Origin of the sequence: Streptomyces sp. S3(2020) (assembly GCF_013044505.1) — a bacterium.
Classification (GTDB): Bacteria; Actinomycetota; Actinomycetes; order Streptomycetales; family Streptomycetaceae; genus Streptomyces.
On the sequence record NZ_JABERD010000188.1, the window covers coordinates 1 to 18,544 of the forward strand.

The 18,544-nt window shown below is 70.0% G+C and carries 20 protein-coding genes; 5 read left to right on the plus strand and 15 right to left on the minus strand.

Going from position 1 to position 18,544, the window contains the following annotated elements:
* Positions 1-89: 89 nt before the first annotated feature.
* From HLK59_RS38160 to HLK59_RS38185, 6 genes are all read right to left on the minus strand, one after another.
* Positions 90-314 (minus strand): hypothetical protein, encoded by a 225-nt coding sequence (locus HLK59_RS38160; RefSeq protein ID WP_171146223.1) that lies wholly within the window; start codon positions 312-314, stop codon positions 90-92.
* A 19-nt stretch (positions 315-333) separates the two neighbouring features.
* On the minus strand, positions 334-822 hold the full coding sequence (locus HLK59_RS38165; protein ID WP_171146224.1) for a hypothetical protein: 489 nt from the start codon (positions 820-822) through the stop codon (positions 334-336).
* A gap of 135 nt (positions 823-957) precedes the next feature.
* A complete protein-coding gene (locus tag HLK59_RS38170) occupies positions 958-2,508 on the minus strand; it encodes a phage/plasmid primase, P4 family (RefSeq protein WP_171146225.1) in 1,551 nt (516 codons plus the stop codon).
* Positions 2,505-2,876 carry a hypothetical protein gene (locus tag HLK59_RS38175; RefSeq protein WP_171146226.1) on the minus strand — a complete coding sequence of 124 codons (372 nt, stop codon included), beginning with the start codon at positions 2,874-2,876 and terminating at the stop codon, positions 2,505-2,507. Before HLK59_RS38175 ends, HLK59_RS38170 begins: the two co-directional genes overlap by 4 nt.
* Before the next feature lie 253 nt (positions 2,877-3,129).
* Entirely contained in the window at positions 3,130-3,336 is a 207-nt protein-coding gene (locus HLK59_RS38180; RefSeq protein WP_171146227.1) for a helix-turn-helix domain-containing protein, read from the minus strand.
* On the minus strand, positions 3,336-3,548 hold the full coding sequence (locus tag HLK59_RS38185; protein WP_171146228.1) for a helix-turn-helix domain-containing protein: 213 nt from the start codon (positions 3,546-3,548) through the stop codon (positions 3,336-3,338). The genes HLK59_RS38180 and HLK59_RS38185 overlap by 1 nt, the downstream gene beginning before the upstream one ends.
* Positions 3,549-3,659: 111 nt before the next feature.
* Here HLK59_RS38185 and HLK59_RS51505 point away from each other — a divergent pair, with 111 nt between their 5' ends.
* Both HLK59_RS51505 and HLK59_RS38195 read left to right on the plus strand, forming a co-directional pair.
* A complete protein-coding gene (locus tag HLK59_RS51505; RefSeq protein ID WP_171146229.1) occupies positions 3,660-4,352 on the plus strand; it encodes a helix-turn-helix transcriptional regulator in 693 nt (230 codons plus the stop codon).
* A 49-nt stretch (positions 4,353-4,401) separates the two neighbouring features.
* Positions 4,402-5,589 carry a site-specific integrase gene (locus tag HLK59_RS38195; RefSeq protein WP_171146230.1) on the plus strand — a complete coding sequence of 396 codons (1,188 nt, stop codon included), beginning with the start codon at positions 4,402-4,404 and terminating at the stop codon, positions 5,587-5,589.
* Between the two features lie 173 nt (positions 5,590-5,762).
* Here HLK59_RS38195 and HLK59_RS38200 read toward each other — a convergent pair whose 3' ends face one another.
* The 7 genes from HLK59_RS38200 to HLK59_RS38230 form a co-directional block, all read right to left on the minus strand.
* Positions 5,763-6,545: an SGNH/GDSL hydrolase family protein gene (locus HLK59_RS38200; protein WP_171146231.1), complete on the minus strand. Its 783-nt coding sequence runs from the start codon at positions 6,543-6,545 to the stop codon at positions 5,763-5,765.
* A gap of 59 nt (positions 6,546-6,604) precedes the next feature.
* Complete coding sequence (locus tag HLK59_RS38205; protein ID WP_171146232.1) at positions 6,605-7,618, minus strand: hemolysin family protein; 1,014 nt, start codon at positions 7,616-7,618, stop codon at positions 6,605-6,607.
* Positions 7,615-8,958, minus strand: a complete 1,344-nt coding sequence (locus HLK59_RS38210) for a hemolysin family protein (RefSeq protein WP_171146233.1) — start codon at positions 8,956-8,958, stop codon at positions 7,615-7,617. The genes HLK59_RS38205 and HLK59_RS38210 overlap by 4 nt, the downstream gene beginning before the upstream one ends.
* A gap of 152 nt (positions 8,959-9,110) precedes the next feature.
* Positions 9,111-9,536 (minus strand): GNAT family N-acetyltransferase, encoded by a 426-nt coding sequence (locus HLK59_RS38215; RefSeq protein WP_171146234.1) that lies wholly within the window; start codon positions 9,534-9,536, stop codon positions 9,111-9,113.
* Between the two features lie 56 nt (positions 9,537-9,592).
* Entirely contained in the window at positions 9,593-10,450 is an 858-nt protein-coding gene (locus HLK59_RS38220; protein ID WP_171146235.1) for an LLM class F420-dependent oxidoreductase, read from the minus strand.
* Positions 10,451-10,517: 67 nt separating this feature from the next.
* A complete protein-coding gene (locus tag HLK59_RS38225) occupies positions 10,518-13,085 on the minus strand; it encodes an FtsX-like permease family protein (protein WP_171146236.1) in 2,568 nt (855 codons plus the stop codon).
* Positions 13,086-13,089: 4 nt separating this feature from the next.
* A complete protein-coding gene (locus HLK59_RS38230; RefSeq protein ID WP_171146237.1) occupies positions 13,090-13,950 on the minus strand; it encodes an ABC transporter ATP-binding protein in 861 nt (286 codons plus the stop codon).
* A 203-nt stretch (positions 13,951-14,153) separates the two neighbouring features.
* Here HLK59_RS38230 and HLK59_RS38235 point away from each other — a divergent pair, with 203 nt between their 5' ends.
* Together HLK59_RS38235 and HLK59_RS38240 are read left to right on the plus strand one after the other, a co-directional pair.
* The gene (locus HLK59_RS38235) at positions 14,154-14,381 is read left to right on the plus strand and encodes an antitoxin (RefSeq protein ID WP_171146238.1); all 228 of its coding nucleotides are present in this window, start codon (positions 14,154-14,156) and stop codon (positions 14,379-14,381) included.
* 4 nt (positions 14,382-14,385) lie between these two features.
* Positions 14,386-14,760, plus strand: a complete 375-nt coding sequence (locus HLK59_RS38240; protein ID WP_171146239.1) for a fic family toxin-antitoxin system, toxin component — start codon at positions 14,386-14,388, stop codon at positions 14,758-14,760.
* Here the strand turns inward: HLK59_RS38240 and HLK59_RS38245 are convergent, their stop codons facing one another.
* Together HLK59_RS38245 and HLK59_RS38250 are read right to left on the minus strand one after the other, a co-directional pair.
* Positions 14,761-15,444, minus strand: coding sequence for a class I SAM-dependent methyltransferase (locus HLK59_RS38245; protein WP_171146240.1), 684 nt, complete (start codon positions 15,442-15,444; stop codon positions 14,761-14,763).
* 77 nt (positions 15,445-15,521) lie between these two features.
* Entirely contained in the window at positions 15,522-16,208 is a 687-nt protein-coding gene (locus HLK59_RS38250; protein ID WP_171146241.1) for a triacylglycerol lipase, read from the minus strand.
* 115 nt (positions 16,209-16,323) lie between these two features.
* Between HLK59_RS38250 and HLK59_RS38255 the strand changes: the two genes are divergently transcribed.
* Complete coding sequence (locus HLK59_RS38255) at positions 16,324-18,480, plus strand: LuxR family transcriptional regulator (RefSeq protein WP_346779907.1); 2,157 nt, start codon at positions 16,324-16,326, stop codon at positions 18,478-18,480.
* Positions 18,481-18,544: the final 64 nt, after the last annotated feature.

The following is an 18,544-nucleotide window of genomic DNA, read 5'->3' on the forward strand; positions in this document are numbered from 1 at the left end:
CCCCGCGACCTGCTCGCATGTCCCCTCCCCCTGCCGCTTACGCGCACCACACCGCTCAAGGTCATGACGGTCCATCCCATCCCCCATGGTCATGACGCCTCACCTTCAGCGAGAGCGATATCGATCGCGGCCGCGATGGCAGTCGCGCCGTACGCCGACGCCGTGTCGCGGAGCCTGACCAGCCCTGCCCGGTCCGTATGAACCGTCGGACGGCCGTCCTCGCCAACGCCTAGCCGGGTATCGACACCGAGGCCGGCGAGCACGGCGCGAGCGTCCGCTGCCGTGAAGTCGTCCGGATCGTTCGTGGTGTTCATGACTTGCTCCGTGGGGGTGTCAGGCCTGTGCTGGCGCGGTGGTGAGGTCCTGGCGGGTGGCGACCCATTGGAGTCCGCACGACGCCTCGCCGCACTCGACGACCTCGCGGCGTTGGCTTGCGACGGTGGCCGTTCCCACGGCACGGCAACGCCGTTGGGCTCGGCAGGCCGGGCAGAGCAGGATGGCGAAGACGGCCTTGGGTGCTGCCACGAGGGGCTCCTCAGTGTTCGTCGGCGGGGCGTCGGCGAGGTTGCGGGAGTCGCGGAACCAGGAGGCGATGAGCGCGGCCTGTTCCCAGCCGAGGAGGTCGTAGAGCGGCTTCACCGTGGTGTGCAGGGGATGGCCGCCGGGCCAGCCGTAGACGTGGCCACGGATGGCAGCGGCAAGGTCCACGGCAGCCGTCCAGCCGAGCTGGTCCACGAGCTCGCGAGCGAACGACTCGTACGTGTAGCCGTCGTCCTGATGCACGCGTGCTGCCCGGCTCACCCAGTGTCTGGTGTCGATCACTTGCACCCCTCAGCTGTCACGTGATCTTGCTCGCCGGTGACGGATGTAGGGTTGTGCAGGGTTTCCCGAAAGTTGCTACGCGTATGCGCCTGTAGAGAAACCGGATAACCCTGCACAGCCCTACACTCGCCCTGGTCAGAAGGGTTCTTGGCCGGGCTCGTCCAAGCCCGCGATCATGAGCCCGCGATATGTCTGGCCGCTCGAACTCCGCTTCTTCTCGAAGCCGCGGGCCTGCATCGAGGCAGCGAACGTGACCTCTGTGCCGACCACGTCGTCCTTGAGGCCGCTGGAGTGGCACCACGCGGACCAGGTGGTGAACAACTCTCGGGCTTTTACTACGCCGTGGGAGCTCTCGATGGTCCGTTCTGTGAGGAAGCGGCCCAGGGCATCGCTGTCGGCTTGGTAGGCCTCTGTACGGGCACGTACCGCCTCAGGCGGGTTCAGCCCTTGGTCCTGGTAGCTCAGCCAGCCCTCGTACAGCCAGGCCAAGACGGCATCCGACGCGCCCTTCAGCCTCTCCGGCAGTTCGCCGTCGCGCTCCTCGGGCGGAATCACGACGTCGAACGGAACCACGAGGATGCGGCGCCACACTGCCGGGTCGTCGCCGGAGACAGCCGGCAAGTGGTTCGTGAGCATGATCAGTGTGTGGGACGGTTCGAACGTGATCGGGTTCCTGTGCATCAGGTTGGCCTCGATCCGGTCGCCGCCAACCAGCCGTTTCATGGTGGCTTCGGCGAACTTTCGGCCCTTCTCCGTCTCGGAGCTGAACACGAGGCGAGCCCCGCGAAGCTGCATCTTGAAGGCGCCGTGCCGCTCATGCTTGGACTCCATGAGCATGGCCGGGTCAATCTCGATCGCGTAGTCACCGAACGCGGCCATGACGGCGTCACGGATGGTGCCCTTCCCGTTCGCGCCCGAGCCGGTGAAGATCGGCATGACGTGCTCGGTGACTCTGCCCAACATGGCGTAACCGAAGAGCCGTTGGACGAACGAGCGGACCTCTTCGTCAGGGAGGATCCGCTTCAGAAAGGTCTCCCACTCGTCGTACGTGCGCCCTCCGACCGTGCCCCCGGCGACCTTGGTGATCAGATGCTCACGGTTGTTCGTGAGTACCGTGCCGCTGCGCAAATCGAGGGTCCCCGCAGGGGTGTTGAACAGGTACGGGTCAGCGTCCAGGCGCCTCGACGCAGTAGAGATCGGCGGGAGGGCCGATGCGATCCTGAGCATGCCCTCAAGGCCAGCCGCCGACTCGGACTTGCGAGCGTCCTGGTACAGGTGGTCCCGCTCCTCCTTGTCCAGATTCGCGAGTGCGGCGAGCGCGGCCTTCACCGTTGCCACGGCCGCCTGCATGTCGGCTCGCTCGTCGTCCGCCTTCCAGCGAGCCCCGTCCCACCTGTGCCAACTGATCCCATGTACGAAGCGCAGATCGTCTGAGTGCTCGGCAACGAACCGTTCAGCCATGCGCAGTTGCCCGCGGTGCTCGGCTGTGACGGGAGTCGAGGGCCTCTGCCAGCGCGGTTTGGGAACCGTAACGGTCTCGCCGTCAAACCACAGAGGCTCAGCATCGGGCGCTACGAAGGCATGCCCGAGTTGACCGCCTGCATGGGTCGGTTCGGTCATGTCGCATAGCCGACCGGTGTCGGTGAGGTGAGCGCAGAACCGGGTGCTGTCGAACGAGGTGGTCACGCTGCGCTCTCCTGTGCGTTGTCGAGCCGGTCGACCTGCTTGCCATCGACGAGGTGCCGGCGCCAGCCAGGCCGTCCCGGGATCGCGACCGGAGGCCATCCTGAGGAGGCCGTCACCGCGCGGGGAGGCTGCGGGCGAGCGAGCTCGTTCAGCTCGGCGAGCGTCTTCCTGCTTGCCAGCGGCGGGCGGGCGCGGTGTGCCTCGCGGAACCAGGCCAACAGCTCTTCCTCGTCTCCGTACTTCCGCCACATCTCAGCAGCCGTGAAGACCGCGGCGGCCTTCTGCGGCGCGGCGTTGGGGAGGCACCCCCACTCGCGGCCGCCGTACCTGGGGAGCAGCGTGGTGTCGTCGCCGAGGAGCTCGGTCACGCGTGCAGTGGCCCACAGGGCTGTGGGCTCGTCGTCGCGGGTGGGCTTCGCGGACGGGGCCGCGCGTGCGCGGCGGAGCGCTTCGTCCGCCTGGCCCCGGTGTGGCACTCTGTCCACAGGCGTGGTGCCTTTCTTCGATGCGTAGCCTCGGGTCGCTGGCGAGCGATGAGCCCGGGGCTTCGCCGTGGGTCGGGTCTTACGTCGAGGCCCCTCCCTCGCTGGCACGGCTAATGCTGGCGCGAGAGGGGCTGTCTTATGTGCCCTGCAAGAGGCGCAGCAGCGATGCGGTCACAACGCGGTGGCGGGTGCCGAAGCTGAGGACAGTGACGGGCGCCTCGCCGCGCTTGACCAGCTCGTACAGGTGCGACTTCGAGACGCCGATAGCGCGTGCGGCCTCGGGAATCCCGACGGTGGCCGGCCATCCGCGGATCTCGTCGAGAGTCGGCGTGGATGCCTTCATCAGGCCGCGACCTTCCGCTCGGCGAGCCATGCGAGGACGTCGTGTCGGCGGTAGCGGATGCGGCCGCCGCGTCCTTTCGACAGCTTCGAGTAACTCGGGCCGGTCCCCAGCGCTCGCCAGTTGGCGAGCGTCTGCTTCGCGACGTTCACGACCTCGGCCGTCTCGGAAGGCGTCAGCCATTCCTCATCGCACGGGGTGATCACATCCGACATTTGAACTCCAACATGAGCAGTAAAAACGCCGTCTTGGCGATTTGATCGCCGTATTGGCGAGCATAGAGCGGGAGCTTGCGGGATGTCTACTTTGGCGCCAGAATCCACATCATGGCTTCCAATGCTGTGGCGACAGGCCCGACCGCAGAGCGCGTCGCGGAGAACATCAGGCGCATCCGAAGGGCGCGAAACCTTGATCAGAAAGAGGTCTCAGTCCTGCTCAAGGCCATCGGGCGCCCGATGTTGCCGACAGTGCTCAGTAAAATCGAGCGTGGTGAGCGGCGCATTGACGTCGACGACCTCGTCGCTATTGCACTCGTACTCAACGTGAGCCCTGTCGCGCTGCTGCTGCCTCCCGAATCAGGGGACCGGCGGATCAAGCTCACGGACGCCCACACGCTTCCTAGCCGGACAGCGTGGCAGTGGGCCGAGGGCCAGCGAACGGCTATGGACTACGAACCGGGGCCCGTCGCCCACACCGGGCCGGGCGGCGATCCGGCGATCGTGGGGGAGAAGGTCGAGCGCGAGCAGGAGTACGACCGTCAGCAGACCGAGTACCTCTCGCTGACGCATCCGCCGGAGCGCCAGCGAGGGGTCGGCCATCAGGCTGTCCGGCTAGGTCGCGACCTAGCCGATGTTATCGAGGACATCGTCGCCCCAGAGGCAACCGCCGACCGAAGCGTCCTCGAGGCCCGCAGTCGAATGGCCAAGCGTAGGTATGTCCAGCTCGGCCTTGAGCTGGACGAGATCATCGACCATCTGCCTCCCGCTCACCCTGGGATGGGTGCGCCCGCCGGGGAGTAGATGGGCATCGGGCGACCAGGCTGAGCCTGTCTAGGGGAGGAGTGGTGCTGTGGCCGAGATCAAGAAGGTCACGCTCATGAACGGCAAGACCCGGTACAGGACCGTGGTCGACGCTGGCCGCGATGAAAACGGCAAGCGTATCCAGATCACCATCACTAAGGACCGAAAGAAGGACGTTGAGGCCGAGCGTGACCGCATCCAGCATCAGCGGAAGAACGGGACGCTCATTCTTCCCAATGAGATCACGCTGGGGGGCTGGCTTGATCGATGGCTGGAGTACAAGAAGCGTGACGTCGAGGAGACGACGATCCGCACGTATCGCCTCGCCCTGGTCCACGTCTACGACCGCATCGGCCACATCCGGTTGCAGGAGCTCACCGAAGACCAGGTGACCGAGTGCATCGACGACATCGTGGCTAACGGGCGCAGGAAAGGCGGCGAGGCCGGCACCAGGCTCGCCGTCTCCACCGCCGAGGGAGTCCTCACGAGACTTCGCGAGGCACTGAAGCGCGCGGTCGTACGGAAGCTCATCGCCGAAAGCCCCGCCCAGTCCGTGCGCGTCAGCCTTGCCGACAGGAAGACCGACAAGCGCGAGCGGCCAAAGGCCAAGCCCTGGAGTGTCGCCGAGGTGCAGCAGTTCATCGCGGGCCTCGAACGCGACCGCCTGTACGCGCCGTTGCTGCTGTCCCTCATGGGGCTGCGGCCAGCCGAAGTCGTGGGCCTGCGCTGGACTGACCTGGACCTGAAGCGGGCCACGTTGGAGATGGTCAACACCCGCACCATGATCGGAAACGTGACCGTTCTTGAGAAGGACGCCAAGACGGCGGCCGGGGAACGGGTGCTACCTCTGCCGGGGTCCGTGCTGGACGCGCTGAAGAAGTTCCGGGCGCTCCAGGCTAGGGAGAAGCTGGCGGCAGGGGAGGGGTACACCGACTCGGGATACGTTGTCGTCGACCAGTTCGGCATCCCGAGGAACACTCGGCATCTGCGTGAGCACGCGTACCGGCTCATGCGCGAACTAGAGATGCGGCAGGTCCGCTTGTACGACGCGAGACATTCGTGCCTGTCGTACCTCGCGGTGTCTGGTGTCCCTGACGTCGTCCTCGCCGCATGGGCCGGACATACAAACGCAAGCTTCACCAAACGGAAATATGTGCACGTTGGCGTCGAGGACATGAGGGCCGCCGCGACGGCGTGGGGAAGCTTCCACGGCGGAGATCAAAAAGCCCCAGTGTGAGAGATTGTGAGAAACGATCTCTTACGGGTCCGCTGAAATAGCACTTGACCAGCGGATATCTGTAAGCCAGTAGAACTGTGGACGGATTCTACTGGCGATTCGTGCAGGTAAGCGCACGGGGCCCGTTCGTCGGAAGCTACGAACGGGGCCCCGGACCGACGTGACCAGGGCGCTTACGCGGTCGGCCCCTCGTACGGCAGCAGGTCGGGCCGCTTCGCCGGCAGGCCGTCGCCGGAGGAGCGGCCCGTGAGCCGGCGGCCGATCCAGGGGAGCAGGTACTGCCGGGCGAACCGGGCGTCCGCGACCCGGCGCGCGGCCCAGCCGGGCGGCGGCGTGGCCGGTATCGGCGTACGCCACTCGGTGTCCTCGGGGTCGTAGCCCAGCGTCTGCCAGACCGCCTCGGCGACGCGGCGGTGGCCCTCGGCCGTGAGATGCAGCCGGTCCACGTCCCACAGGCGCGGATCACCGAGGGACGGCGCCCCGTACAGGTCGACGACCCTCGCGCCGTGCTTCTCGGCCAGCTCGTCGACGCACGCGAAGAGCTCTTCCATGCGCGGCCGGAACCGCTCCAGGACCGGCCCCTGGCGGCCCGGGCTGCGCATCAGCACCAGCTGCCCGCAGGCGGGGGCGAGCCGCTCCACGGCCTCGGTCAGCAGAGCGCGTACGCGTCCCATGTCGCACTTGGGGCGCAGGGTGTCGTTCAACCCGCCCACCAGCGTGATCACGTCGGGCCGCATGGCCACGGCCACGTCGATCTGCTCCTCGACGATCTGCTGGATGAGCTTGCCGCGCACCGCGAGGTTGGCGTACCGGAAGCCGGGCGTGACCGCGGCCATCCGGCCGGCCAGGACATCGGCCCAGCCCCGGTAGGAGCCGTTCGGCAGCAGGTCGGACATGCCCTCGGTGAAGGAGTCTCCGAGGGCGACGAGGCTGGTGTGTGTGGGGTTCTTCTCCATGGCGGAGAAAATGCTAACCCGTTCACATACCCGGCGGTCGGTCGGCCTGCCCCGCCGGGCTACGCCCGCTGTCCGAACAGCTCCCGCAGCACGTCCTCCATGGTCACCATCCCGGACAGCCGCCCGTCGTCGCCGAGCACGGCCGCGACATGCGTACGACTGCCCCGCATCGCCGTCAGGACGTCGTCCAGCGGCGTGCTCTCCCGCACGCGCGCGATGGGCCGCATGTCCCGCACCTGGAACGCCAGATCCCGCGGGGAGGCGTCCAGCGCGTCCTTCACATGCAGATAGCCGAGGATGCGCCGCCCGTCGTCCACCACCGGGAAGCGGGAGAACCCGGACTCGGCCGACAGCCGCTCCAGCTGCTCCGGAGTGACGCCCACGCGCGCGTAGACGACCCGCTCCAGCGGCAGGACGACATCGCGCACCGGCCGACGGCCCAGTTCCAGGGCGTCGTGCAGCCGCTCCCGGGTCCGGTCGTCGATGAGGCCCGCCTCGTCGGAGTCCTTGACCAGCCGGGCCAGCTCGGCGTCCGAGAAGGTCGCCGTGACCTCGTCCTTGGTCTCGATCCGCATCAGCTTCAGCAGGGCGTTCGCGAAGGCGTTGATCGTGAAGATCACCGGGCGCAGGCCCCGGGACAGGGTGACCAGCGGCGGGCCGAGCACCAGCGCGGTGCGCACCGGCTCCGCGAGCGCGATGTTCTTCGGCACCATCTCGCCGAGCAGCATGTGCAGATACGTCGCCGCGGTGAGCGCGATCACGAAGGACACCGCGTGTCCGGCGCCCGTCGGCACACCGAGCGCGTGGAACACCGGCTCCAGCAGGTGCGCGATCGCCGGTTCGGCGACCACACCGAGGATCAGCGTGCACAGGGTGATGCCGAGCTGCGCCGCCGCCATCAGCGCGGACACATGCTCCAGACCCCACAGCACGGTCTTGGCCCGCCGGTCGCCTTCTTCGGCGTACGGCTCGATCTGCGAGCGGCGCACCGAGATCAGGGCGAACTCGGCGCCCACGAAGAAGGCGTTGACGACGAGGGTCGCCAGACCGATCAGCAACTGGATCGCGGTCACTTCCCGGCCTCACCTTCGACGGATTCGGACGGGTCGTCGAGCGGAGCGTGCAGCAGCACGCGCGCGGCCCGGCGCCCGGAGGCGTCCACCACGTCCAGCCGCCATCCGACGACCTCCGCGGTGTCGCCGACGACCGGGATACGGCCGAGCTCGGTCGCCACGAGGCCGGCCAGAGTCTCGTACGGCCCCTCGGGCGCCCTCAGCCCCACGCGCGCGAGGTGGTCGATGCGTGCCGAGCCGTCTGCGGAGTACAGGACGCGTCCCTCGTCGTCGGTCCCGGCCGCGGCCAGGTCGGGTGTCTCGTGCGGGTCGTGCTCGTCACGGACCTCGCCGACGACCTCCTCGACGATGTCCTCCAGCGTGGCCACCCCGGCCGTGCCGCCGTACTCGTCGATCACCACGGCCATGGTGCGCTTGCCGGACAGCCGGTCGAGCAGACGGTCCACGGTCAGCGACTCGGGGACCAGCAGCGGCTCGCGCATCAGCTCGGAGACGGGGACGCGGGTCCGGCGCTCGGCCGGGATCGCCAGGACGTCCTTGATGTGCGCGGTGCCCACGACCGAGTCGAGGTTGCCGCGGTAGACCGGGAACCGGGACAGGCCCGTCGCGCGCGTGGCGTTCGCCACGTCCTCGCAGGTCGCCTGGGCGTCCAGGGCGATGACCTGCACGCGGGGCGTCATCACGTTCTCCGCGGTCAGGTCGGCGAGGTTCAGGGTCCGTACGAAGAGTTCGGCGGTGTCGGCCTCCAGCGCGCCCTCCTTGGCGGAGTGCCGGGCCAGGGCGGCGAGTTCCTGCGGCCCGCGCGCGGCGGCCAGCTCCTCGGTCGGCTCCACGCCGAAGAGGCGCACGATGCGGTTCGCCGTGTTGTTGAGGTGGGTGATGAAGGGCCGGAACGCCGCGCTGAACCAGCGCTGCGCGTTGCCCACGCGCTTGGCGACGGCCAGCGGCGAGGAGATCGCCCAGTTCTTCGGCACCAGCTCGCCGACGACCATCAGGACGACGGTCGACAGAGCCGTACCGAGCACCAGCGCCACCGACGAGGCCGTCGAACCGGAGATGCCCAGCGACTCCAGCGGACCGGCGATCAGCTTGGCGATCGACGGCTCGGCGAGCATGCCGACCACCAGGTTGGTGACGGTGATGCCGAGCTGGGCCCCGGAGAGCTGGAAGGTGAGATTGCGTACGGCTTTCAGGGCGCCCGCCGCGCCCCGCTCACCGCGCTCCGCGGCCCGCTCCAGGGCGCCCCGCTCCACCGTGGTCAGCGAGAACTCGGCGGCGACGAAGGCACCGCAGGCGAGCGAGAGCAGGATCGCCACGAGCAGGAGGAGCACTTCGGTCATCGGGTCACCTCCGTCCCATGATCGGACAGGGGGCGGGGGATCGCGCGATCTCGCGGCGTACTGGTACTGGGAGGCTCGCCCATGGGCGGACGCTCACACCTTTCCTTGGAGGACCGAGTGGTCCCCCAATGGTAAAGGACGGGCAAAGGGGGTCAGTCGGCGAGGGGCTTCACCCAGCGCCGCCACTGTTCCTGGGGCGCGTACCCGGCGGCACGCCAGGCATGCTGACCCGCCTCGTTGCGCACCAGCACCATCGCGTCCGCCCGGCGCCCGCCGAGCCGTACGAACCGCTCGTCCGCGGCCGCGAGCAGCGCCGAGCCGATGCCCTGGCGGCGCCGCTCCGGGTGCACCGCCAGCCGGTACAGATGGCAGCGCCAGCCGTCGAAGCCCGCGATCACCGTGCCGACCAGCTCCCCGTCCCGCTCGGCCAGGATCAGCGCCTCCGGATCACGCGCCACGAGCCGCTCCACGCCGTCCCGGTCGTCGCTGATGCTCGTGCCCTCGGCGGCCGTCTTCCAGAAGGCGAGCACGGAGTCGAGGTCTGCGGGTGCGGCGGCGCGAAGGCGCAGTTCAGTCATACGGCGATCCCATCACGGGGGCCGGACGGGGACACCGAATTCCAGCATCCGGACGGTCACCTGCCGCCCAGCTCCGCGACGACCGGCGCGAACGCCTCCATGTACGGCTCCAGGACGGTCAGATAGGTGAAGCCGTACCTCTCGCGCCGGGCCAGCACCTGCGTGGTGATCTGTTCCAGGGTGCCGACCAGGAGGATGGGCAGCTCCAGCGCCTGTTCGACCGTCGTGTCCGGTACCCGCTCCACGAGCGGTGTCACGGCGGCCGCGCGGTCGTCGGTGACGACCACCATCTGGACGAGGAGGTTCAGCTCGGCCGGCTTCTCGCGGCCGGCCGCCAGTTCCTCGTACCGGGCGAGGCGGGCCGCGAAGTCCCCGTCGGCCATCGGCACCAGCTTTCCCTCGGTGCTTCCCGGCACCAGGGACGCCCCCGTGAAGGCCACGATGTCGGCGTGCTCGGCGGCGAGCCCCAGCATCCGCTCGCCGTTGCCACCGAGCATCAGCGGCACCCGGGTGTCCAGCAGCCGCTCCAACTCCTCGACCGTGTGCCGGAGATGGTCGACCCGTTCGCGCGCGGAGCCGAACGGCAGCCCCGCCGCGTCGTGCTCCGCCTGTACGTACCCGGTGCCGAGCCCGAGTTCGAGGCGGCCGTCCGTCAGCGCGTCGGTCGTGGCCACCTCACGCGCGAGCAACGCGGGGTTCCAGAAACCCGCGTTGAGCACGAACGTGCCCAGCCGCGGCCGTTCGGTCGCGCCGGCCGCCGCGACCAGCGCGGGGAACGGGGCGGGCATCCCCAGATGGTCGGGGACGAGGATCACGTCGTACCCGAGCTCCTCGGCCCGGTGGCACTTGGCCCGCCACTCGCGGGCGGGCGCCGGCTCGATGAGGCTGACACCGAAACGGAACGGACGCGGCATGAACTCTCCTGTTCGGTGGGCGACTTGAGGTCACCCTGATTCCCCTGGCCCGATTGCCTCACCCACCTCACTCGTGCGCGATCGCCGCCAGCACGTTCATCCGCGACGCCCGCAGCGCCGGCAGCAGCGCCGCCACGACCCCCACCACCGCCGAGCCGACCACGACCGCGACGATCGTGCCCCAGGGGATCGCCAGCGCCGACATGCCCTGCAACGCCAGCACCTGCTGGACGCACACGCCCCAGACCAGCCCCAGCGCGAGGCCGAGGACCGCGCCGAACACCGCGATCACCACCGACTCCAGACGGATCATCCGGCGCAGCTGACGCCGGGCGAGCCCGATCGCGCGCAGCAGCCCGATCTCCCGGGTCCGCTCCACCACCGACAGGGCCAGGGTGTTGACCACACCGAGCACCGCGATGACGATCGCGAGCCCGAGCAGCGCGTACACGAGGTAGAGCAGGACGGCGATCTGGTCGTGGACCAGGTCCTTGTAGTCGGCGATGTCCCGCACCTGGACCTGCGGATACGGGTCGAGGGTCTTCTCCAGGTTCGCGCGCAACTTGTCCGGACTGGTGCCGGAGGCGGCGTTCACATAGAGCCCCGAGTCCTGCCCGCCGGGCGCGTACCGCTGGAGCGCGTCCAGGCCGAAGTAGATGCCGCCCTGTGTCCCGAAGCCCTCGGCGGACTCCTGGTCGGTGAGGGCGCCCACGGTCAGCTCGGCCGTCTTGCGGCTCTGGAACTCCACGGGGATCGTCGAGCCGATCCGTACGTCGTGGTCGCGCGCGAAGTCCGCGTCCATGGCGATGCTGCCGGGGGCGAGCGCGGCAGCCGTGTCGCCCTGGGCGTACGTGATGTCGGCGACCTCGTCGAGCTGCGGGTCGTAGGCCGCCGCGGTCGTCTTGACGCGGTCGCCGTCGGGCAGGCGTACGGCGACCGGGGCGAACTGCGAGCGGACCACGAGCCCCACGCCGTCCGTGTCGCGGACCTTGTCGGTGACCTCCGTCGGGAAGGGCACGAAGTTGCTGTTCTGGATGACGAAGTCGGCGCCCAGGGTGTCGTCGATCTGCTGGTCGAAGGACTTGGTCATGGAGGCGCTGGCCACGGACATCCCGCCGACCAGGGCGAGTCCGACCATCAGCGCGGCGGCGGTGGCACCGGTGCGGCGGGGGTTGCGCAGGGCGTTGCGCTGGCTCATCCGGCCGATCGAGCCGAACAGCGCGGGGAACGCCCCGCCCAGGACACGGATCATCGGGCGCACGAGCAGCGGTCCCGCGATCACGGTGCCGATCAGCGTGAGGACGACACCGAGGCCCAGCAGGGACGCCGACGACGAGGTGTCCGAGGAGAGGACACAGCCCAGCAGGGCTGCCGCGCCGGCCCCGAAGACGACGCCGCCCACCAGGGCGCGCACCTTCAACGGCCGTCCCACGCCCGCGATCTCGGCGTCCGCCAGCGCCGCCATCGGCGAGACACCGGCCGCGCGCCGGGCGGGCAGGTACGCCGCCACGAAGGTCACACCCACGCCCACCACGTACGCGGCGACGGGCGTGCCCCAACCGATCACCATCTCGCTCGACTTGATGTTCATGCCGAGCGTGTTCATCAGCGCGATGAGACCGGCGGCGAGTCCGATGCCGGTCGCGAGACCCAGCGTGGAGCCGACCACGCCGAGCAGCATCGCCTCGGTCAGCACCGAGCGGCGCACCTGGCGCCGGTCGGCGCCCAGCGCCCGCAACAGGCCCAGCTCCCGGGTCCGTTGGGCGATCAGCATCGAGAAGGTGTTGACGATCAGGAACACACCGACGAGGACGGCGATGCCCGCGAAGCCGAGCATGACGTACTTGATGACGTCGAGGAATCCGCCCAGTGACTCGACATCCGACTTGGCCTGCTCGTCGGCGGTCCGGATCTCGTAGTCGCCGGTGCCGATCGCGGCGGCCACCCGCTGCTTCAACTGCGTGTCGCTCACGCCCTCTTGCGCGTCCACGGAGATACCGGTGGCCGCGTCCGCGTCGCCCAGCAGCTTGGTCTGCGCGGTCGGGGTGTCCAGGAAGAGCAGGGTCGCCCCGGGGTTGGTGGTGGTGAACGTGGCGATACCGACGAGCCGGACCTTGAAGGTGCCCTGGGGTCCGATGACGCTGAGCGTGTCACCGATCTTCAGGTCCTTGCGGTCGGCGGACTCCGAGTCGAGCAGGGCCTCGCCCGCGCCGTGCGGGGCATGACCCGAGGTGAGCTCGACCGGACTGCGCGGGCCGGGGCTCCAGTCGGTGCCGATGGTGGGGGCGCCGGTGGTCGAGCCGACCGCCTCGTTCTTGCTGTCGGCGACGGTGATGTTCTGGACCTCGGCCTCCAGGCGCGCGTCGGCGACCCCGTCGATCCGGGACACCCGGTCCAGGAGCGAGGCGGGCAGGGTGGCCGTCATGCCGGAGGGGATCGCCTCGGTCAGCTCCTCGCGCGGGCTGACCGTGACATCGGGCGCGGTCGAGGCGAAGAGCCGGTCGAAGGTACGGCTGAGGGTGTCCGAGAAGATCAGGCTGCCCGCGACGAACGCCACGGACAGGACGACGGCCAGCGCGGACAGCAGCAGCCGTCCCTTGTGGGCGAGGAAGCTGCGGAGCGTCGCCTTCAGCACGGCCTCAGTCCTTGTCGAGGGAAGGGGTGTCCGCGGCCGCGGCCTCCGGTGGCTCCGGTGCCTTCGGCGGCGGGCTCTCCTCCTGGTGTCCGCGGATCACGTCGAAGCGCTTCATGCGTTCCAGGACCGCCTCCGCCGTCGGCCGCTCCATCTCGTCGACGATCCTCCCGTCCCCGAGGAAGAGCACCAGGTCGGAGTGGGCGGCGGCGCCCGGGTCATGAGTGACCATGACGACGGTCTGGCCCAGTTCGTCGACGGCCTCGCGCAGAAAGCCGAGGACCTCCAGACCGGCCCGCGAGTCCAGGTTGCCGGTCGGCTCGTCCGCGAAGATCAGCTCGGGCCGGGACGCCAGCGCCCGGGCACACGCCACGCGCTGCTGCTGGCCGCCGGAGAGCTGGGCGGGCCGGTGCTTGAGCCGGTCCCGCAGCCCCAGGGTGTCGATGACCTGGTCCAGCCACTTCTCGTCGGGTTTCTTGCCCGCGATGTCCATGGGCAGGGTGATGTTCTCGGCCGCGTTCAGGGTGGGGATCAGATTGAACGACTGGAACATGAACCCGATCCGGTCCCGGCGCAGCCGCGTCAGATCACGCTCCTTCAGCCCCGTGATCTCGGTGTCGCCGAGCCAGACCTGGCCCGCCGACACGGTGTCGAGGCCGGCCAGGCAGTGCATCAGCGTGGACTTCCCGGACCCCGACGGACCCATGACCGCGGTGAACCGGCCGCGCGCGATCTCCACGTCCACCGAGTCCAGGGCGATCACCGATGTCTCGCCCGAGCCGTACGCCTTGGTCAGACCGTGGGCGCGGGCAGCGATCCCGTCGGCCGACGCACGGCCGGGGGCGTGCTCCGCAGCGGGTGTGGACAAGGCCGCCTCCTCAAGACGTACCGACTCCTTGGTCCCGGCCGAGGGTAGTGTGATCCACCCCACATCCGAAATCCCCCTGGGGTGCCGGTCGCTCTCCATCGCAGGTCGGGTCCCCGATACCGATGTAAGGGGCACCTTCCGGCATCGTCCACCTGTGGGTGGACCCCTTGCCGCTACTAGCACTCCAGCGCTAGCGTCGAGGTATGGCGAAGACCCAGCTGAACGTGAGAGTGGACGAGGGCACCGCCCGCGCCGCCCGCGAACGCGCCCTGGCCCGCGGCATGAGCGTCAACCGCTACATCGAAGAGCTGGTCAAGCAGGACACCGGCGAGGTCGGCCACACCTTCGTGGAGGCGGCCGCCGATTTCATGAAGCAGTACGAGAGCGTCTTCGCCGAGGAGTTCGGCGCGGAGCGCGAAGGTCGCCGCTGATCCCTTGAGCGACCTCCGGATCGACCTCGCCTGGCTCCTCATGCTCGCCGAACACAACACCCCCGGAGACCCCCAGGTCACCGACTGGGGCGCTCTGGTCGCGGCCGTCGCACGCCATGACGCCGAGATATTCGACGTGCCCGTCTACGACAGCCCGCACGCCCGCGCCGCGGCCCTGCTCCAACTCCTGATCCACGTCCCGGCGTTGGAGCGCTCCAACGCCCTGTTCGCCTCCGCGGTCGCCTACGCCTACCTCGTGGCGAGCAGCCTCAAGGTCGTCACCTCGCCCGAGCAGGTCCGTGATCTGGCCCGGCTGGTCAAGAGCGGGGAGGCCTCCGTGCACGACATCGCGCGGGAACTGCGCCAGTGGAGCCTGTGATCAGCTCTCGGGAGGGCGCCACGCGGTGCCCAGCACGCAGTAGGAGGACGGCAGTCTGGGCCCCTTCTCCGGCATCGACACCCGCCGGTAGGGGCCGAGTTCGAAGCCGGCGTCCCGCAGGGCCGCGACCGGATCGCGGGACAGATGGCAGCCTCCGCTCAGGGGCGGCCACACGGTCCGGTCCAGGGCGCGCTGGGTGAGACGCATCGCCGGCCCGCCGCCTCGGCCGTGCTCGAAGAACCGCACGACACCGCCCGGCCGCAGCACCCGCCGTATCTCCGCGAGGGCCCGCGGCAGGTCCCGCACGCTGCACAGCACCAGCGAGACCACGACGGCGTCGAAGGCCTCGCTCTTGACCGGCAGCGCCTCCGCGGCCCCCGGTACGACGTCGACGGGCGCCCCGGAGCGCAGTGCGGCGTCCGCCGCCAGCCTGCGCAGCGTGCGCTCCGGTTCGATCGCCACGACCTCCGAGACCGTGCCGGGGTAGTAGGCGAAGTTCAGCCCGTTGCCCGCGCCGATCTCGATGACCCGCCCGGACACTCCGGCGAGCAGGCGTTCCCGCACGCCGGACATGCCGGCACGGGTCTCGGCGGCGACGCTGACACGGGCGTAGCAGCGGGCGAAGAGCGGATGGTGCACGGGATCGCGCGGCAGCTTGCCGGAACCGGCGGACCGTAGCGGCATGACGACCTCCCGGACGGGACGGGGTCCACCTCGATTGTCCCCCGGATGCGCCCCGCGCACCCTCGCTCGCTCGCGCGCTACGCGACGAAGTCGCGCACCTGCTCGTACACGCCGTAGTCGTTGTTCATGTCGGTGTGCGAGATGCACCCGACCTCGACGTTGGTCGCACCGCTCAGGATCGCGGTGGTGTCCGGGGTGAGCGCGTCGTCGCAGTTCGACCAGTAGCTGGCGTACGAGACGCTGCCCGGAGTCTCGTCACCGGAGTTGAGCGAGGTCAGGAACGAACTGCCCGTGTACATCTGGGCACACGACGTGTACAGCCACGAGCACCAGGAGGCGGTCGTCGTGCCGTGGTTGACACCCGCGGTCGACACGAAGTCGTCCACGTACGACGTCCCGCCGAGGTTCTTGAGGTAGTAGCGGGAGTTGAGCGCGCCCATGGAGTGGACGACGAGGTCCACCTTCGAGGCGCCGGTCTGGGAGAGCACGCTCTGGATCTTGGTGGAGAGCTGCGAGGCGGTGGTGACGTTCGACTGCGACCAGTCGTACGACCACGCGAACAACTCGGACGAGGTGTAGCCGTCGGCCTTGAAGTCGGCGATCCAGTCGTCCCAGCTGCTCGACGAACTGCTCAAGCCGTGGACGAAGACGATCGGATTGTGGGTCGCGGCCTGAGCGGGGGCCGCGGAGAGGGAGAGCGCCAGAAGGAGCGATGAGACGACGGCCGAAACAGCCGCAGAGATGCGACGCCGGTAGCGCTGCATGATGCCTCCTGAAACGGGTGGGGTTGTCAGGAGTGTCAGCGGGGGTCTACGCGCGCCGCATCGGCGAACTCGCCGGTCTTTACGTGTCAATTAACTCGCCAGTAACGTCAAAGGTGTGCTGACTCCTGTAACCCCGCCGCCCCTTGAGGGCACTTCGCCACCGCAGCTCGCGGAGGCGTGGCAGGACCTGGCCGCCGGGCTCCCGGAGGGCGTCCGGGTACGGCTGCTGCATGCCGTGCACGGCGATCCGCGCGCGGCCGCCGAAGCCGTACGCCTGCTCGGCGCACGTCAGTCGGCGGGCCTCGACCCGCTGCCGGTGGAACCGGCGGAACTGGCCCCGGCGTTGCTGCGCGCACACCGCGCGGAGATCAGGGGGCTGCCGGACGACACCCGGCTGTTGCTGCTCCTGGCCGCGGCCGACCAGTACCCCGTCGCCACCCACGCCTACCTGCGCGCCGTCGCCGCCGCCCGGCTCGACACCCGGCCCCTGGAGGCCGCCGAGGCGGCCGGGATCGCGCACGCCTCGGCGTCCGGGGTCGTCTTCCGTGACATCTGGACGAGGAACGCCGCGTACGAGTCGGGATCGCCGGCGGACCGCCGCGATGTCCACCGGCTGCTGGCGCGGGTCCTGCGCACCGGTGGTGAAACGTCTCTGCGCTCCTGGCACCGCGGCGCGGGAGCGCTCGGCCCGAGCAGCCGGCTGGCGGCGGAACTGGGTGCGGCCGCGACGAGGTCCCGCGACGCGGGCCACCTCCAGCAGGCCCGCGCCCTCGCCGAACGCGCCGCCGCGCTGAGCCCCGACCTACCCGGACGGACCCGGCTGCTGGCCCGCGCGGCGGCGTACGCCTGGCAGGCCGGGGACGGGGACCGGGCCCGCAGGCTGGCCGCACTGTCCGACGGCGACGCCCTCACCGGGGTGCTCGCGCTGCGCGCCGGCAACGCGGCGGAGGCCTTCGACGCGCTGCTGACGGCCGTGGCGACGGAAGAAGGGGAAGGGGAAGCGGGCGGCGGTGAGCCCGGGGCGAGCCCGTCCCGGGGGCTTGGGCATGCCGCGGTCGCGGGGTCGTACGCGATGCCTGTGGGGACGCCGACTCAGGCGAACCTCCCGAACCCGCTGTCCGCCGATCCTGCGAACCTCCCGCCCGCACCGCGTCCCCGCACCGTGACCCTCGACGTCCCCGACCCCGCCCTCCACCTCCTCGCCCGCGCCACCGAGGCCGCCATCTACACCGGTGACCTGCGTCGATGCCGGGACGCGGCCCAGGTCGCCCGGCGGCTGGGCATCGTGCCGCCGGGCACGCTCGGCGGGCTCGCGGCGGCGTTCGAGGGGCGGTACGAGGACGCCCGGGACCTGCTCGCGGCGGCGGCCGGACGGTGCGGGCCCGGTGGCGACCCCACCCTCCTCGTCCACGCCGGCATCGCCGCACTCCTGCTCGGCGACCACACCCTCGCCGCCGCCGCGACCGTCCGTGCGGCCGCCTCGGCCCGGGTGCGCGGTGCCACGGTCACCGTGGCACAGGCCATGGAGTTCCGCGCCTACGCCGACTTCTGGACCGGACGCCCGCGCGCCGGAGAGGCCGCCGCGACGGACGCCCTCTGGCAGGCGTACGTCACCGGCCAGGACAACGGCGCCTGCCATCTGCAAGCCGCCCTCGCCATGTTCGCGGCGCTCACCGGCGACGCCGAGGTCTGCCGTGAACGCGCCGCCACCGCACGGTCGTACGCCCGTTCCCACGGCCTCGGCCTGCCCGCCGCCCTCGCCCAGTGGGCGCTCGCCTACCTCGACCTCAGCAGCGGCCGGTTCGCCGCCGCCGCGGCGCGGCTGCGCGCCCTCGCCGGATTCGGCCCGGGCCACGGCCACCGGGCGATCCGCCACATGGCCACCCCGCACTACGTCGAGGCGGCCGTCCGCACCGACGACACCCGGGTGGCCCGTGCCGCCCACGCCGACTACGACCGCTGGGCGAGCGCCGTACGCAGCCCCGACGACCTGGCGCTCAGCGCCCGCTGCCGCGCCCTGCTCGCACCGGGCGCCGAAGCGATCGAGCACTACCGCACCGCACTGGACCTCCACGCTCGTGGCACCCGGGACTTCGAACGCGCCCGCACCGAGCTGCTGTTCGGCAGCGCACTGCGCCGACTGCGCCACCGCACGGAGGCCCGCGACCGCCTGCACAGCGCCCTGGAGGCCTTCGAGCACTTCGGCGCCCCGCACTGCGCCGCCCCGGTCCCCTATACACAACTGACGCTGCCGACGAAGAGGAAAGTGTAGATGCCGGTTGGCGCCGTCGCATGAAAAAAAAAACACAAAGGGCTCGAGAGAAAGGAGAAGAAGA